Source organism: Niabella insulisoli, assembly GCF_039652435.2.
GTDB classification, from domain to species: Bacteria; Bacteroidota; Bacteroidia; order Chitinophagales; family Chitinophagaceae; genus Niabella; species Niabella insulamsoli.
Genome location: NZ_CP190246.1, coordinates 3,828,703 through 3,845,715, shown reverse-complemented (window position 1 = coordinate 3,845,715; position 17,013 = coordinate 3,828,703). Strand labels below are relative to the sequence as shown.

Annotated in this window: 16 protein-coding genes; 12 read left to right on the top strand and 4 right to left on the bottom strand. The window is 45.4% G+C overall.

The genetic code is table 11. The annotated features are described in order from the left end of the window. Positions 1-124: 124 nt before the first annotated feature. A complete protein-coding gene (gene ffh, locus ABDK00_RS16150) occupies positions 125-1,468 on the bottom strand; it encodes a signal recognition particle protein (protein ID WP_346236300.1) in 1,344 nt (447 codons plus the stop codon). Between the two features lie 272 nt (positions 1,469-1,740). Between ffh and ABDK00_RS16145 the strand changes: the two genes are divergently transcribed. Then, complete coding sequence (locus ABDK00_RS16145) at positions 1,741-2,118, top strand: START-like domain-containing protein (protein ID WP_346236301.1); 378 nt, start codon at positions 1,741-1,743, stop codon at positions 2,116-2,118. Here ABDK00_RS16145 and ABDK00_RS16140 read toward each other — a convergent pair. Further along, positions 2,115-2,780 (bottom strand): hypothetical protein, encoded by a 666-nt coding sequence (locus ABDK00_RS16140; protein WP_346236302.1) that lies wholly within the window; start codon positions 2,778-2,780, stop codon positions 2,115-2,117. The genes ABDK00_RS16145 and ABDK00_RS16140 overlap by 4 nt on opposite strands. On the opposite strand from ABDK00_RS16140, the gene ABDK00_RS16135 reads away from it, so the two are divergent. From ABDK00_RS16135 to ABDK00_RS16125, 3 genes are read left to right on the top strand one after another with little or no spacing between them, the layout of a single operon-like run. Continuing rightward, positions 2,755-4,494, top strand: coding sequence for an LptF/LptG family permease (locus ABDK00_RS16135; RefSeq protein WP_346236303.1), 1,740 nt, complete (start codon positions 2,755-2,757; stop codon positions 4,492-4,494). The genes ABDK00_RS16140 and ABDK00_RS16135 overlap by 26 nt on opposite strands. A 60-nt stretch (positions 4,495-4,554) precedes the next feature. After that, positions 4,555-5,571, top strand: coding sequence for a cation diffusion facilitator family transporter (locus tag ABDK00_RS16130; RefSeq protein WP_346236304.1), 1,017 nt, complete (start codon positions 4,555-4,557; stop codon positions 5,569-5,571). A 10-nt stretch (positions 5,572-5,581) separates the two neighbouring features. Next, a complete protein-coding gene (locus ABDK00_RS16125; RefSeq protein ID WP_346236305.1) occupies positions 5,582-5,989 on the top strand; it encodes an Rrf2 family transcriptional regulator in 408 nt (135 codons plus the stop codon). Positions 5,990-6,117: 128 nt separating this feature from the next. Here ABDK00_RS16125 and ABDK00_RS16120 read toward each other — a convergent pair whose 3' ends face one another. Then, positions 6,118-6,990, bottom strand: a complete 873-nt coding sequence (locus ABDK00_RS16120; protein ID WP_346236306.1) for a hypothetical protein — start codon at positions 6,988-6,990, stop codon at positions 6,118-6,120. 60 nt (positions 6,991-7,050) lie between these two features. Further along, positions 7,051-7,575, bottom strand: coding sequence for a hypothetical protein (locus ABDK00_RS16115; RefSeq protein ID WP_346236307.1), 525 nt, complete (start codon positions 7,573-7,575; stop codon positions 7,051-7,053). A gap of 220 nt (positions 7,576-7,795) precedes the next feature. Here ABDK00_RS16115 and ABDK00_RS16110 point away from each other — a divergent pair, with 220 nt between their 5' ends. The 8 genes from ABDK00_RS16110 (at position 7,796) to ABDK00_RS16075 (ending at position 16,958) form a co-directional block, all read left to right on the top strand. Next, entirely contained in the window at positions 7,796-8,509 is a 714-nt protein-coding gene (locus tag ABDK00_RS16110; RefSeq protein WP_346236308.1) for a LytTR family DNA-binding domain-containing protein, read from the top strand. Positions 8,510-8,521: 12 nt separating this feature from the next. Then, the gene (locus tag ABDK00_RS16105) at positions 8,522-10,516 is read left to right on the top strand and encodes a tetratricopeptide repeat-containing sensor histidine kinase (protein WP_346236309.1); all 1,995 of its coding nucleotides are present in this window, start codon (positions 8,522-8,524) and stop codon (positions 10,514-10,516) included. Between the two features lie 101 nt (positions 10,517-10,617). Continuing rightward, positions 10,618-11,253 (top strand): peroxiredoxin, encoded by a 636-nt coding sequence (locus tag ABDK00_RS16100; RefSeq protein WP_346236310.1) that lies wholly within the window; start codon positions 10,618-10,620, stop codon positions 11,251-11,253. Positions 11,254-11,322: 69 nt separating this feature from the next. Then, positions 11,323-12,018 carry a phosphoadenylyl-sulfate reductase gene (locus tag ABDK00_RS16095; protein ID WP_346236311.1) on the top strand — a complete coding sequence of 232 codons (696 nt, stop codon included), beginning with the start codon at positions 11,323-11,325 and terminating at the stop codon, positions 12,016-12,018. Between the two features lie 120 nt (positions 12,019-12,138). Beyond that, on the top strand, positions 12,139-13,047 hold the full coding sequence (gene cysD, locus ABDK00_RS16090; protein ID WP_346236312.1) for a sulfate adenylyltransferase subunit CysD: 909 nt from the start codon (positions 12,139-12,141) through the stop codon (positions 13,045-13,047). Positions 13,048-13,112: 65 nt separating this feature from the next. Continuing rightward, the gene (locus tag ABDK00_RS16085) at positions 13,113-14,354 is read left to right on the top strand and encodes a sulfate adenylyltransferase subunit 1 (protein WP_346236313.1); all 1,242 of its coding nucleotides are present in this window, start codon (positions 13,113-13,115) and stop codon (positions 14,352-14,354) included. Between the two features lie 23 nt (positions 14,355-14,377). After that, positions 14,378-15,256: a uroporphyrinogen-III C-methyltransferase gene (cobA, locus tag ABDK00_RS16080; protein WP_346236314.1), complete on the top strand. Its 879-nt coding sequence runs from the start codon at positions 14,378-14,380 to the stop codon at positions 15,254-15,256. Further along, positions 15,246-16,958, top strand: a complete 1,713-nt coding sequence (locus tag ABDK00_RS16075) for a diflavin oxidoreductase (RefSeq protein ID WP_346236315.1) — start codon at positions 15,246-15,248, stop codon at positions 16,956-16,958. Before cobA ends, ABDK00_RS16075 begins: the two co-directional genes overlap by 11 nt. Positions 16,959-17,013 lie beyond the last annotated feature (55 nt).

Genomic DNA, 17,013 nt, shown 5'->3' with positions numbered 1-17,013 from the left:
ATTGGGCTGTCAAAGGTATAGAATCTTTTATGGAATTGGTACAGAAAGTCTGATAAAATGAAAATAAAAATGTTTTTTACACTTTTTTTAGCAGCCCGCTGTGTTTTAAAGTTTTGAACTGTGCTTAAAAAGGGCGCTTCATGCCGCCCAAACCGCCGGGCATCATTTTTCCAAAGGCGCCCATTTTGTTCATGTTTTTCATCATGTCGCGCATTTGCTCAAACTGTTTCATGAAAGCGTTGACTTCTGCGATATCCTTGCCGCTACCAGTGGCGATGCGCTTGCGCCGGCTGCCATTGATGAGGTCGGGGTTGGCGCGCTCCGCAGGCGTCATGGAATCAATGATCGCTTCGATGCCTTTAAAACTGTCGTCGCTTATGTCGAGGTCTTTAATTTGTTTGCCAACGCCGGGAATCATCCCCAGCAGGTCTTTCATATTACCCATTTTTTTGATCATCTCAAGCTGGGCTTTGAAATCGGCAAAGTCGAACTTGTTTTTGCGGATCTTGCTCTCTATCTTTTTCGCCTGCTCTTCGTCAAACTGTTGCTGCGCGCGTTCTACAAGCGATGTGATATCCCCCATTCCCAAAATACGCTGCGCCATTCGTTCGGGGTAAAACACATCCAGCGCGTCCATTTTCTCGCCGTTGCTGACGAATTTAATCGGCTTGTTAACCGTGTATTTGATAGAAATGGCAGCGCCGCCGCGGGTATCGCCATCCAGTTTGGTAAGCACGACGCCACTAAAATCAAGGCGCTCGTTAAAAGCCTTCGCTGTGTTGACCGCATCCTGGCCGGTCATGCTATCCACAACAAAAAGTATTTCCTGCGGATTGACCGCATTTTTAATATCAGCGACTTCGGTCATCATTTGCTCATCGACGGCAAGGCGCCCTGCTGTATCGATGATAACGACATTTTTGTTTTTACTTTTGGCAGAAGCTACAGCCGACTGCGCAATGCTGACTGCGTCTTTATTTTCTGCCTCGATATGCACTTCAACACCGATCTGCTCTCCCAAAACACGCAATTGCTCCATCGCGGCCGGGCGATAGATGTCGGCAGCCACCAAAAGCGGATTCAGCTTTTTCTGGGTTTTCAGGTAATTAGCCAGTTTCCCGCTAAAAGTGGTTTTACCGCTGCCCTGCAAACCTGCAATCAAAATCACGGCAGGATTTCCCTTGGCGTTAAAAGGCGCTTCTTCGCCGCCCATGAGTTCGGCCAATTCGTCTTTTACGATTTTCACCATCAGCTGGCCGGGGCTAACTGCGTTAATCACTTTTTCGCCAACAGCTTTGTCTTTTATTTTATCCGTAAAATCCTTGGCTATTTTATAGTTTACATCGGCATCTACCAACGCACGGCGGATCTCCTTCACGGTCGATGCGACGTTGAGTTCGGTGATGCGGCCCTGGCCTTTAAGGTTTTTAAAAGCGCTGTCTAATTTATCCTGAAGATTGCTAAACATGTATATTCTTTATTAAAAACGGAGTGCAAAGATAAGAATAGTCGACAAGATGAAAAGAAGCTTGCTGCTGTGCGGGCCGGGAAATGGAATGGGAATTATAGCTGCGGTGCAAAACATCTAAAAGCTTAGAGGCGCCGGTTCGAAAACAAGCAAAAGGTAATTAAAAATATCAGAGGATCTGATACCGATGTTTGAACTTTTTAAAAATAAATTTTGTTTGTTTGATAAATTTTATATAATTGCGCCTTATTGATTATTAATTTTTCGTGAAGATGAGTAAACAGAAATTCACTTTGGAGTACCCCGTTCGCTGCTCTCCAACTATATTGTATGAGTTTTTAGCAACTTCTAACGGGTTGGGAGAATGGTTTGCTGAGCACGTGGAAGACCGTGACGGTAAGTTCTATTTTGGCTGGAACGGGACGTACGAAGAGGCGGAAGTTGTGGAGCAGGAAGAAGAAAAATTTATCCGCTTCAAATGGACAGGATCGCCCAAAGAAGAATTTTTTGAGTTTCGAATTGACAAATCGGAGATTACGAATCAAACCATTCTTGTTATCACTGACTTCGCAGAAAAAAGAGAAATCAAAGACCAAAGCCAGCTGTGGGATTATCAGGTAAAAGACCTGTTTCATCGCCTCGGCAACTAAGCCTGCCCGGAACCAAGTATGCCTACCAAAAAAGCAAAATGATCCTGAAGGGTCGGCATCGCGTCTTCTATTTCCCGGATATCTACATAAGCAGCAAGTTTAAGAAAAGGTGCTTTTTGAAGGGCAGCTGCAAATGATTCAACATCGCTATGCTTTAGAGGTTGGTAGGCCGCATTACCAATATCGTGTATCCACTCATCTCCACTGCAACAAAGCAAAAAACCTTTTTCCTGAAGCTGATGGAAAGAAGCGGTGAGCGATGGAGCGTAAGCCTGTTGCCACTTTCCTGACAGATGAAGTGTGACCGAAAGATATTTTCCCCACCAAAATAAAGTTCTGATCGCAAAAAAATTAGATTTGGCAAAGCAACGCGGATGGTCTAACACGAGCCAGGGCAAACCCAGGTAGTTTTCGCCCCGCGATATTTTTCCGCCTGTTTTCAATACTGCTGCGGGCAGCAACGAGGCTTGCAACACGGGTTGCTGCCAGCTATAAAGCCCTTCCAAAACTTTTTTTATATGCAGCAGAATTTCATTCTTTGTTAAAATCCATTCTGCATTGGTAACAAGGGCGATATGATCGGCTGAAAGCTGTATTTTTGCGGATTGCATCTGGTAAAGATATACTATTACAAAGGTGAAGAAGTTAGATAAGTTAATCATAAAGGCATTTATTGGTCCGTTTACGGCCACCTTTTTTATTACATTATTCGTACTGATCATGCAGTTTTTCTGGCTGTGGATCGACGATTTTGTAGGGAAGGGGCTGGATGCCGGAACGATCTTAACTTTCATTTGGTATCAAAGTGCGGCGCTTATTCCGCTGGCGCTTCCGCTGTCCGTGCTGCTTTCTTCTCTGATGACTTTTGGAAATCTTGGTGAAAGCTTTGAGTTGGTGGCGATCAAATCAGCTGGTATTTCCCTGCTGCGATTCATGCGGCCATTATTCATTGTGGCCAGCGGCATTGCTTTGGGTGCATTTTTATTTTCCAACTATGTGATCCCTGTTGCTAACCTGAAATCAAGGACTTTATTGGCAGACATTGTTTTGGCGAAGCCGGCTTTTGCGATTAAAGAAGGGGTGTTTTTTGATGGCATCGATAAGTTTGCGATCAAAATCGGAAAAAAGGAAGCCAACGACAGTATTATCAGAGACGTGATTGTGTACCAGGACGCCGGTAACCGCATGCAGGATAATTTCCTGATCGCTAAAGACGGCGTGATGAAACCTTCGGAAGACAAGCGTTTTTTGGATGTGGTTTTTAAAAACGGCTGGCAATACCAGGAACGCGGCAACCGCGCGGATTCCTCTACTGAATATATCCGCTTAGGGTTTAAGGAGTATAAGATGCAAATGGATATCAGCTCCTTTAAATTTACCAAGTCGGATGACAGCGCCAATGTGAATAATGAGCGGATGTACAACATGCGGCAGCTGGATGTGGCCATCGATTCCATGACGCGGTTTAATAATAATGTTGAAGAAAATTTTCAGAAAAATATGCTGGCCGGGCTGTCGGTTTTGAACTACAGAGACAGCGTCACAAAAACAAAAGTGCCCGATTCGATATTAAATTTTAAAAAGAATATCGCGCAGTATATGAATCCCCAAAAGGATTCCGTAAAAATGGCGAAGGACTCGGTGAACAAAGCCAGGGCCAAAAAAGATTCCATCCGCCTCGCCGCAAAAAACAAAACGCTTCAAAAGAAAAGAAGCCGGGCCACGGCCAAAAAGCCGAAGTTCATGATCGACTCGGTGCTGGCAAAAACGGCCACGAAAGACACGACATCAAAAACCGCTTCCGATACTGCTTTGGCAAAAGTGGATAGCTCAAAAAAAGACACGGTTTCCGTTGCGGCGATTCCCGTTAAAAAAGCAAAAAAAGATCCGAATAGCTTTGATGCGCTTATTCCCGACAGCGCGCGCCAGCAAATAAAAGACAGGGCTTTGAGCAACCTGGAAGGCATCAAAAGCAGCATGGAGATGAATGAAAACAATATCTCGGAACAGCAAAAAACCTTGCAGAAATATAAAATCGAGTGGCATAAAAAAATTGCGCTGGCTATGGCTTGCCTGGTTTTGTTTGTGATTGGCGCTCCGTTAGGGTCCATCATACGGAAAGGAGGATTGGGTACGCCGATGATCTTTGCCATTATTTTCTTCATGGTATTTTACTTCGTGTCTACCCGCGGTGAAAAGCTGGCCAAAGAGATGGAAGTAAGTGCGTTTTCGGGGCTATGGCTGTCGACCTTTGTATTGGTTCCGGTCGGCGTTTTTCTTACATACAAAGCTATGCACGATTCGAACCTGTTTAACAAAGAATTTTATACCCGATTGAAACGCCGCTTTCTCAAGCGGATTAAGAAAAAAGCGTAGCTTGCTCTAAAATTCAGCCGGCTGCTATCTATCATTTTTAAAACACTTTTTTTCAACGCTATGCCACAGTTCCATCCCCAACAAGAAAATTTCAGGATGCAGCGCTGGGTGGCCGTAGTGTCGATTATTTTACTGGCCGTAAAATTTGTGGCCTTTTATTATACCGGTTCCGTAGCCGTTTTGACCGACGCCATGGAGAGTATAGTGAACGTCATTGCGGGCTTGATCGGTTTGTATAGTTTATATATTGCCGCGCAGCCGCGCGATCTTAATCATCCGTATGGGCATGGAAAAGCCGAGTTTCTTTCGGCCGCAGTCGAGGGCATATTGATTGGCCTGGCCGGGATTTTCATCTTGTATGAAGCCATTGAAAAATTAGTCCATCCAACTGTCGTTAAAAAGATTGATCTGGGTATTATATTAATTGCCAGCACGGCGCTGATCAATTATGTGCTGGGTTTTATTTGCGTGAAGAAGGGGAGAAAAAATAATTCGCTCGCTTTAGAAGCCAGCGGTAAACACCTGCAGACGGACACTTATTCTACGCTCGCGGTTGTGGCGGGTTTGATCGCTGTGCAATTTACAAGCCTGGTTTGGATCGATTCGGTGGTGGCATTGCTGCTTTCCATTTTTATCATTTATACATCCTATCATATTACGCGGCAGTCAATCGCAGGTATTATGGATGAAGCAGATACGAGCCTTCTTTCCAAAATGGTAGCGTTGATCAACAACGCACGAAGCGACAACTGGATAGATTTGCATAACCTGCGTGTGATTAAATATGGCAGCATTTTGCACGTGGATGCGCACCTCACGCTGCCCTGGTATTTCACTGTGAAGCAGGCGCACCAGGAAGTTGATATTTTTGCTGAACTGATTCGCGAGCAATATGGCGCTTCGCTCGAATTGTTTATTCATTCCGATGGCTGTATCGAAGGCCCCCAATGCGCCATCTGCGAAAAGCCGGACTGCCCGGTAAGAAAGCAGCCATTTTCAAAAAAAATAGAATGGACGCTGGAGAATGTTTTAAAAAATAAGCGGCACAACACTCAAACTACATCATTAATTTTGTAGACTTGTAAATATGCTTACCAAAAAATCTCAATACGCCTTCAAAGCTTTAACTTACCTGGCCGACAGGCAAAAAGACGGGCCGGTGTTGATTTCGGAGATTGCTCAAAAAAAGAAGATTCCATTGAAGTTTTTGGAAAACATTCTGCTCGAGCTGAAAAAGGCCGAAATTCTTGATAGTAAGAAGGGGAAGGGCGGCGGCTATTTTTTTAAAGTAGATCCGGCTACGATTAAAATGGCGAAAATTATTCGTCTTATCGACGGGCCTATTGCAATGCTGCCCTGTGTAAGCCTATATTTCTACGAGCGTTGCAAAAACTGCAATGAGAAGCACTGTGGCCTGCACGATGTGATGGTTCAGGTTCGCGACGCGACTTTAGCCATTCTTGAAAACAGAACACTCGCCGATCTAAGCGATTAAAAAAAATTCCTGCAATGCCTGAAAACATTGCAGGAATGATTGCTGCTGCACCCTGACCGGTGATTTAAAGCGCAGATGCCACCCGGCTTTTTCGAATCTTACATGCCTGCGAACCTGAAAAGGCTCAACTACTCCCGCATTTTGAAATAGCGCGCCACTGCATTATAGTTGCTCAAATCAACCCGTTGGGCGGCTGTTGCTTTTATGCTGCCGGGTATGATTATATAACGGTAGCGGATGGAGGGGCCTAATCTAAGAGGTTCGACGTTGCGATCATGTGTATAGCGGGTAATGCATATTCTGCCTGGCATGGTGAGGAAGCTAATGGTACTGGCTCGAGAAAGGGGCGCAGATGTATAAGGCAGCGGGTAGGGGCCTCCGCCAAAATTAATAAAAACCTGAATGGAAGCCTGATTCAAAGCAACAGGGTTTAACTGAGAAGCGCCGATATAAGCAACTTTCAAGGTGGTGGCATCTATAATCGTATCACCGAAATCGGTTGCGGGCTGCCAATCAGAATAGATGACATTCGCCTGTCCCGGGTCTCCTTTATCGCCTTTGGGCCCTTTTAAATTAACGGGTGTTCCCCAACCGTCGTTTGTTTTCGGGCCATAAAGTAAATACATATCTGTACTCATGAAGTAATCGCCGGCAACACCAGCACTATTATTGGGAACACCTGCGCCGCTGTAGATTTTCGATCCGGCTGATCCATTGGCGCCGTTGCTGCCTTTTAGAGAAAAAGCGGTGCCCCAGCCGGCGTCAGTTTTGGGGCCGTACATGCCCGAGCTTGTAAGGTCAATATAAAAATCTCCATTTTGGCCCAGCGAATTTCCGGGCGCGCCCTGGCCTGAAAAGATCTGTGTGCCATCTGCGCCGGTAGCGCCTGCGGCTCCTTGAGGCCCTTGTGGCCCGGCCGAGCCAGTATCGCCTTTTCGGCAACTTATCAAAGTGAAAATGCAGGAGGCAGCAATGATCCATAAAAAGTATATCCGTTTCATATTTATTTAATTTTAAGTTCGGTTTAAGGATTAGATGTTGTAACTATTTATTGTTTTATTTTATTCAGCAGGTATCAGTTGCCACCGGAAATCATCCGAGGCCTCGTCCGGCCCAAACCAGGGTTCGTCGTCCGAGAATCCGGTATTTTTGGTGAACATCGCATCGCCACCCATTTTCACATTTTTAATGATGAAATTTTTTCCATCTTTCTGAATCGTATAGTTGCTATAGGCATCTTTATCCGACACGATCGCGTTTCCGTTTTCTGGTACATGATGAGGGCGGAGATAGAACCCGGACGACATATTTTTAACAGTGTAGGTGGTTGTCGTTTTCCCGCTTTTGCCCTTCATGGTGTATTTCCTGACGATCCATTTCTGCATACCGCTTTTATTAAATTTTTTCAGACGTGTATTGCTGTTGATGCCGCCATCGACAGGTGATATTGCACGGCCGGTCGCCGCATTGACAATAAAATAAGTGCCATCACCGGGCCCGCTCTGGCCCGCAGCCATCACATAGGCTGCAAGGCCGAGTAAAAGCAAAAGCCAGTGTTTTGTTGGAAAGGTTAATAAGTGTTTCATTTTTATATTTTTTAATTAAGATTTATACCAGGCATGCCGCAACGAGCAGCAGCAGCGCCATCAAAAAGCAGAGTATCGCCATTATGGTTGCCTTCATCGGTAATTTATTTTAGTTGCGACCCGGATACAAACCTACGGCGGCGGAGAGGCGATAACAAGCCCCATTCGACCAATAACAATTTGAATAGACGAACTACAGAAATATTTAAATTTGTAGGGAATGGCATTTAGTAATACATACCGTTGCATTATCGTTGACGATCATGAAATTGACCGGCTCACAACTTTAGCTTTTGCCAAAAAATATAATTTTCTAAATATTGTTGGTGCATTTCAAAGTGCGGAGGAAGCGCTGGAGCAGATGGACGCGCTGCAACCCGAAGTCTTATTACTGGATATCGATATGGGCGCTTTAAATGGTTTACAGCTTCGCCGCGAATGTATGGAAGCCGCTGCCTGTATTTTTATTACCTCCTATCCCGACTATGCTGCAGAAAGTTTTGAAGTAGCTGCGCTCGACTTCATCGTGAAGCCAATAAAACATGACCGGTTTGCTGCTGCGATGGTGCGGCTTGAAGATTATCTTGAACTGAAGCGCAAGTCTTTGTTGTTGGATCACAGCCTCGACGGAGACACCGTTTTTATCAAAGATGGATACGAACAGGTAAAAATTCGAACGCACGATATTTTGTATCTCGAAGCCCTCAAAGATTATACCCGCATAGCAACTATAACAAGAAAATATACCGTGCTTCAGTCGCTGGGAAATTTTTTGAAAAATGTGTCTTTTAATAGTTTCGTTCGGGTGCACCGCAGCTACGCGGTTCAAAAGCATTTTATTGACCGCATCACATCGCAGCAGGTTGAAATTGGTGATATTAAAATTCCCGTAGGCCGAAGCTTTAAAAATGAGTTGCAGCAGTTGATTACTTAATACCCGGTGGCCATGAAAAAACTTATTGTTTGTGCCGGTTGCCTCCTTTCGGTGCATTTCTGTTTTTCGCAGACAGATGCTGCTCTTGAAGCCATCGAAAAGCAACTTCGTGCGGCCACGGTCGATAGTGAGCAGGTGCGCTATCTCTACCGCCTGGGCGATGCCTACCGGTCAAGCAATTTGGATACGGCTTTCTATTTCGCTGATACCGCGATGAAAAAGGCGCAGCAAATTAAATGGCAGAAAGGCATTGCGGCGCTACATCTTTTAAAAGGCAATATTTTACAGGCCCGCGGCTCGGGCAATGCGGCCTTGCAACATTATTATAAAGCCTACCAGATCAGCAGCAAGCGCAACGACAAAAAGGCCATCGCAGCGGCCTTAAACGATATCGCCACCGAGTATCAGAAAAGAGGCGATTATGTTAAAGCGTATAGTTTTTTCGCCCGGTGTTTGAAGTTGGGCCAGGAAATAAATGACAATCGCACCATTGGCCTGGCTTATCAAAACATTGGAAAGATCTTTTATCTTCAGCAGGAGTTTGACAAAGCGCTGTCTCAGCAGCAGCTGGCCCTCAGGCATTATACGCCTTTAGGTGATGATTTAATTATCGCCCAGGTAAACGACGCCATCGGTTCTATTTATTATGAAAAGAAAAATTATAAAAAGGCTGAAAGCTATTTTTTACACGCGCTCGACCTTTATAAAAGTCTGGAAAGCCTGAACGGCGAGGCAACAATGTATTCGCGGCTTGGTATTTTGTATGAACGTACAAAGGGCCTTGACTCGTCTATTGCTTACGAGTTGAAAGCACAGGAAATATGGGATGCTTTTAATCCGAAGGAGCCCGGGTCTGTTTTTAACCTCGGTAATATAGGGCATAACTATTTTTTACTGGCAAAATCCAGTGGCGGAAGCCTTTCTGAGCAGCAAAAGAAAAACTATCTGCAAAAGGCAGTGGCGTATACCGAAAAATGCGTTCAGTACGCTATTGAAAGCAACGATAGAGAGGGGGAGTACTATTATCTCGGCAACCTGTCTGCTATTAAAGAGGTACAGGGCGACTACAAGGAAGCGTTACAATTTATGAATAGAAGTATCGCGATCAGGGATTCGATTTTTTCTCAGGAAAACCGGAACCAGATAGCCGCCATCGAAAATACACGGGCCATCGAAAGCCGCGATAAGCAAATAAAAATAAATCAACTTGCTTTAAGTAATGAGCGGCGCACGCGGGCCGCGCTGATTGCGGGCGCCGGATTTTTATTCGTCATCGGTTGCCTGTTGTTTTATCAAAGCCAGGCGCGCCGTAAAACCAATGCTACTTTGAGGGTACTCAACACTGAACTGGATGAAGCAAACCAGGTGAAGAATAAATTTTTCAGTATTATTAGTCACGACCTAAGAAGCCCATTAATAAACCTCATCAATTTCCTCCACCTGCAAAAAGAACAACCGGGCCTTTTTACCAAAGAGCGCGAAGCCCATCACCAAAAGCAGCTTACGGAGTCGGCGGAAAATTTATTGGAAACCATGGAAGCGATGTTGCTTTGGAGCAAAGGCCAGATGGAACGGTTTGCGCCTCAAAAAAAGCCGATCGCGGTCCGGGATCTGTTTACATATATTCGGAGGCAGTTTGCCGCTCAATATATTGAGATGCAATTGCTCGATCCTGAGCAGGCCGTCGTCAACTCTGACGAAGATTACCTGAAGGCGATTATGTATAATCTCACATCCAACGCGATAAAAGCGCTGAGCTCAACCGATTCCCCTCAAATCATTTGGCGCGCTACGCCAAAAGCAGGCGGCGTTGAACTTTCTATTACCGACAACGGCCCGGGCATACACCCAGAGCAGTTGGATGCATTGTATAACGAGCATGCGGTAGTAGGTACACGGCATGGGCTGGGGATGCACCTCATCCGCGACCTGGCGAAGGCGATCGATTGCAAGGTGCAGCATCACCATGCCCGGCCGGCCGGAACAACCTTTCAGCTGATCATCTGAGTGGTTATTATCAAAACGTTAAATCCCAATTATTACCCTACCAACTTGGTAGATTAAATTAAAGCTCCTATATTTGCAGTCCACTTTTAAATATTTTAATTATGTCATTAAGATTAGGCGATATCGCACCAGACTTTACGGCGCAATCCACCGAAGGTGAAGTAAAATTTCACGAATTTTTAGGCGACGGTTGGGGTATTTTGTTTTCGCATCCTGCGGATTATACTCCGGTTTGCACTACCGAGCTCGGTAAGACCGCATTGTTGAAAGAAGAATTTGCAAAACGCAATACAAAAGTTTTAGCTGTTAGTGTTGACCCTTTGGATAGCCATATTGGCTGGAAAGGCGACATCAATGAAACGCAGGGATGTTCGGTTGAATTTCCTATTTTGGCCGATCCTGATAAAAATATAGCGACGTTATACGATATGATCCATCCGAATGCTTCTGAAAAAGCAACGGTGCGTTCTTTGTTTATCATCGGTCCTGATAAAAAAATCAAACTGATTATTACGTATCCTGCATCAACCGGTAGAAACTTTAATGAAGTGCTGCGTGTGTTAGATTCTTTACAATTAACCGCTAACCACAGCGTGGCCACGCCAGCTGATTGGAAGCACGGTGAAGATGTGATTGTGGTGCCTGCTATCAGCACAGAAGATGCGATTAAGAAATTCCCTAAAGGTGTGAAAGAGGTAAAACCTTATCTGCGTTATACGCCACAGCCTAATTTATAGTTTATAGATAATAGTTGATGGTTCATAGTCCCTTAAAGTGCTATGAGCCATCGGCCATTAACCTTACCCATGTTCTCGGAAACTCAAATACAACAAATCGAAAATGCGTCTGCGGCCGAAGCGATAAGAATGGTGTCGGAGCAGTTTCCCGCAGAAACTGTTTTTTCCACTTCGCTGGGCCAGGAAGATCAGGTGCTGACGCATATCATTGCGCGCAACAATCTGCCCGTAAGAATTTTTACGCTGGACACCGGCCGCCTGTTTTACGAACATTACGATCTGTTAGAAAAGACAAACGCACGCTATAAAACGAATATCCAGGTATATTTTCCGGAAGCGACGGATGTCGAAAAGTTTGTAAATGAAAAAGGCGTGAATGCTTTTTTCGAGTCGGTAGAAAACCGAAAAGAATGCTGCTTTATTCGTAAGGTGAAGCCGCTCAACAGGGCATTGCAGGGAGCAAAAGTCTGGATTACCGGCCTCCGGGCTGATCAGTCGGACAATAGGAAGGACATGAAGATGTTGGAGTGGGACGAAGCCCGGCAGTTATATAAATTTAATCCGCTGATTCACTGGTCCTACGACCAGATGATCGATTTTATTAAAGAAAACAATATTCCTTATAACCCCCTTCACGACAAAGGTTTTATTAGCATCGGCTGCGCGCCCTGCACCCGTGCGATCGAACCCGGCGAAGATGCGCGTGCCGGTCGCTGGTGGTGGGAAGTGTCGCACAAAGAATGCGGCCTGCATGTAAACAGCTAATACTATTTGGGCCGCTACGATCTGAGAAGAAAGAATATTCTTTCCTGAAGTTCTGGGGTCAATAATCCATAAAATGGTACCATCCGGAGTTTTTGAAACCGGAGATTAACAAAGCAAAAAATGAATAAGTACGAATTAGATTATTTAGAGCAGCTCGAGGCAGAAAGCATTTTTATTATGCGCGAGGTGGCGGCTCAATTCGAGAAACCCGCGCTGCTTTTTAGCGGAGGGAAAGATTCGATCACTTTGGTGCAATTAGCCAAAAAGGCGTTTGCGCCGGGAAAAATTCCTTTTCCGTTGGTGCATATCGACACCGGGCACAATTTTCCCGAAGCGTTGGCTTACCGCGACGCTTTGGCAAAAGAACTGGGCGCCGAATTGATTGTTCGTAAAGTAGAAGACACCATTAAGGCCAAAAACCTTACCGAGCCCAAGGGGAAATTTGCCAGCCGCAACTGGCTGCAAACGCATACCCTGCTCGACACTATTGAAGAATTTAAATTTGATGCCTGCATCGGAGGCGCCCGTCGCGACGAAGAAAAGGCGCGTGCAAAAGAGCGAATCTTCTCTGTACGAGATGAATTCGGACAGTGGGATCCCAAATTACAACGCCCCGAATTGTGGAATATTTACAACGGGCGCATTCACAAAGGAGAAAATGTGCGCGTGTTTCCGATCAGCAACTGGACGGAGTTAGATGTTTGGAGCTATATTAAAAAAGAAAAAGTGCAGCTGCCTTCCATTTATTTTGCCCACGACCGTGATGTGTTGGTGCATGAAGGACAATTGATCGCCGTTTCCGATTTCATCACAATCGAATCTTCGGATGTGATCGTTAATAAAAGAGTTCGATATCGTACCGTTGGTGATATGACCTGCACTGCCGCAGTGGAGTCTAACGCATCGACGTTAGATGAAGTGGTGAACGAAATTATGGCTACGCGCATTTCGGAGCGTGGTGAAACCCGCATAGATGACCGCGTTACCGAGGCAGCGATGGAAGACCGCAAGAAAGGCGGATACTTTTAATTTTTTAATTATTAATGAAGAACGATCCATTCAAAATTCATTACTCAAAATTCATCATTCGTTAAATGGACATACTAAGATTTATAACCGCAGGCAGTGTAGATGATGGGAAAAGCACACTGATTGGCCGCTTGCTTTACGATAGCAAAAGCATTTTAGTCGATCAACTGGAAGCTTTGGAGAAGCAATCTAAAAATAAAAACGCCGACGGCATCGACCTTGCGTTGCTCACCGATGGATTACGTGCAGAAAGGGAGCAGGGCATCACTATCGATGTGGCCTATCGTTATTTTAATACACCCAAAAGAAAATTTATCATTGCCGACGCGCCCGGCCACGTTCAGTACACACGGAACATGATCACCGGCGCTTCCAACTCAAGCCTCATCGTTATTTTGATCGATGCCCGCGCAGGCGTAATCGAGCAAACACGCCGCCACTCTATCATTGCGTCTTTATTAAAAATGCCTCACGTAGTAGTGGCGATCAATAAAATGGACCTGGTAGATTTTTCTGAAGCGCGTTACAACGAAATAAAAGCTGATTACGAAAAGGTTGCCGCTCAGCTAAAGCTGCCCGAAGTGACTTATGTTCCTATTTCTGCTTTGAACGGCGACAATATAGTGGAGCCTTCGGCTAAAATGTCCTGGTACCAGGGTCGGCCTTTGCTGCAGTTTTTGGAGGAGGTAGAAGTATCGGAAGATATCAATCATACCGACCCAAGGTTCCAGGTGCAGTACGTGATCCGTCCTCAGACCAAAGAATTGCACGACTACCGCGGGTATGCCGGTGAGATCGTAAGTGGCGTTTACAAAAAAGGCGATAAAATAACAGTATTGCCTGCCGGCATCGAAACCACCTTATCAAAAATCGAAATTGCGGGAGAAGAAGTGGAAGAAGCATTTGCGCCGCAGGCAGTGGTGCTGCATCTCGAAGACGATATTGACATCAGCCGCGGCGACACATTTGTTCATAGCGATAATAAGCCGAAGGTAGAAAGCGAAATTGATGTCATCCTTTGCTGGCTCGACAACAAGCCGTTGGCGCAGGGCAACAAATATTTTCTGCAACATAAAGGCAGGCTGCTTCGCACCATTGTAAGAGAGATTGAGTATAAACTGGACGTGAACACATTGGAGCATACCGAAGTAACCGACAATATTAAACTCAACGAAGTGGTGAAGGCCAAGATTAAAACCGCGCAGCCGCTTGTTTTCGATCCGTTTGATAAAATCAGCGATTACGGAAATGCGATCCTGGTTGATGAAACCAGCAATAGCACGGTGGCAGCCGTTTTGTTATCCTAAACCCCGCCTATTCATAGTTATAAATGATTATTCCTCACCATAAACCATCCAGCCGTTCATCGGGCACGCATCAGGGTTCTGTAATACTTGCTGCTGCCGGGCCTGGCGATCCCGATTTGATCACCGTTAAAGCCGCCAATGCTTTGAAAGAGGCGGAAGTAGTGTTGATCGACCGGTTGGTCAGCGAGGTCATTCTTCATCGTTATGTTCCGGCTGGCGCCGAAGTCGTTCATGTCGGAAAAGAATGCCGCAGCAATATTTCGACACCGCAGGAAATCATTAACCAGTTGCTGGTAAAATATGCCTTGCAGGGAAAGAAAGTAGTGCGGCTGAAGGGCGGCGATGTTTCTATTTTTTCCAATATTCTTGATGAGCTCAAAATACTGGTTGAAAATAAAATACCTTATGAAATTATTCCCGGCGTAACCGCTTCTTTAGGTGCGGCGGCTTATGCAGGCATCCCGCTTACCGCGCGTGGATACGCGACTTCTGTCAGGTTTCTCACTTATTATAAATCTGATGTTGTTACTGATGACCATTGGCGCGATTTGGCACAAACCAACGACACTCTGGTGTTTTATATGTCGTCGGCAACATTGAAAAACGTCGTGGCCAAGCTCATCGAATTTGGTGTTCAAAATGACGTGCATGTGGCTGTCGCGGAGCAGGCTACCACCTGCTATCAGCGTATCCATGAATGCAATATTTATGACTATGAGCAGCAATTAGATGGCCGGGCATTTACATCGCCCTCCCTCGTGATCATTGGAAAAGTAGTGGCCTTGCACCGGCAATTCGCCTGGCTGAAAAACAGCGATCATCACCAACAATATTTTACTTCGGTAGGAGCCGGAATACAAGATATAAACGAACTTAATAAACCCAAAAAGCATGTTATCTGAAGATAAACTGCAGAAAATTAAAGAATTTACTTCCACGCTATCGCGTGAAGAATTGATTTGGCTGAATGGCTACATTTCAGGAAAGGCAGGCAGTTTGCAACCCTCAGCGGCAGGCGGCGCTTTAACCGCCGGTATTCCCAAAAAAATAACCCTGGCCTACGGTACCGAAACCGGCAATGCTAAAAAACTTGCTACGCAACTGGCGGGAATAGCGAAGAAAAAAGGTATTGGCGTAAAGCTCGCCGGTTTGGATCAATACAGGTTCACCGATCTGGCAAAAGAAGAATATTTTTTTGTTGTGATCAGTACGCAGGGTGAAGGAGAGCCGCCGCTATTGGCGAAAAAATTCTATGATCAACTTCATGAAACCCAGGTCGAGCTCAAGAAAATGAAATTTGGAGTGCTAGGCCTCGGCGATACCTCTTACGCGCAGTTTTGCAAAACCGGCGAAGATGTTGATGCCAGGTTGGAAGCGCTGGGCGCGCATCGCGTGCTTCCGCTGAAGAAATGTGATGTGGATTATGAAGAGGATGCGTTGCATTGGATCGATAACGTGGTTACTGCTTTGCAAACCCTTGTGGGAAGTGTGCCTGCGATGGCTCCGCCTGCGCCTGCCGAAGAGAAAAAGCCAACGGGAAAAAAGCATTATAAGGGCACGATTGTTACCAGCGTCAATCTTAATGATCGCGGCAGTAACAAAGAAACCTATCACGTGGAAGTCAGCACCGATGAGGATTTGGATTATTTGCCGGGCGATGCCTTGGGCATCATACCACCCAACTGCGACGCAGCGGTAGAGCAGATTATCAGTTTAACGGGCATTGACCCAAATCTGGAAATTCAAACGTCGAAGGTGACCGCGCCGGTGAAGGAGTTGTTGCAAAAGCATTTAAACATATTGTATCCGTTAAAAACGACGATCAAGCAATATGCTAAAATAACAGGACATGAAATTCCGGAAGATACGAGGCTCAGCCTGCCCGATCTTTTAAAAATATATCCTGTGAAGGATGCCGGCATGTTTGAAGAAATTGTAAAAATTTTAACCGCACAGGCGCCCCGTTTATATTCTATTTCTTCAGCGCCGGGCAATCATGGCCTCAACGAAATTCATATTACTGTTAGTAAAGATGAGTTTTATGTGGAGGATGAAAAGCGCACCGGCGTTAGCAGCGAATATTTCTCTACAAAGCCCGTGGGCACTGAGTTTGAGTTTTTTATTCAGAAGCAAAAGCACTTTAGGCTTCCGTCGGAAGATAAAGACGTCATCATGATCGGGCCGGGAACAGGAATTGCTCCTTTCCGCTCTTTTATTGCAGAAAGGGATGCGCAGGCGGCAAGCGGACGCAACTGGTTGTTTTTTGGAGAGCAGCATTTTGTAACTGACTTTTTATATCAGACCGAATTGCAGGATTATTTGCAAACCGGCGCCCTCACCAATCTTGATGTCGCTTTTTCGCGCGATCAGAAAGAAAAAATTTATGTACAGCACCGCATGAAGGAGCGTGGCGCTGAATTATACGAATGGCTGAGCAACGGGGCTTACATGTATATCAGCGGTAAGCGGGAGCCTACCAGCAAAGACGTCGAAAAAATGTTGGTGGAAATTTTCAGGGAACATGGCAATAAAACGGAAGAAGAAGCGGAAAAGTTTTTACACCAGCTCGTGGAAGAAGGCCGCTGGGAGAAGGACGTATATTGATGTAATAAATAGATCATAGATAATAGTTCATAGCCGATTACTATGAACCATGAAC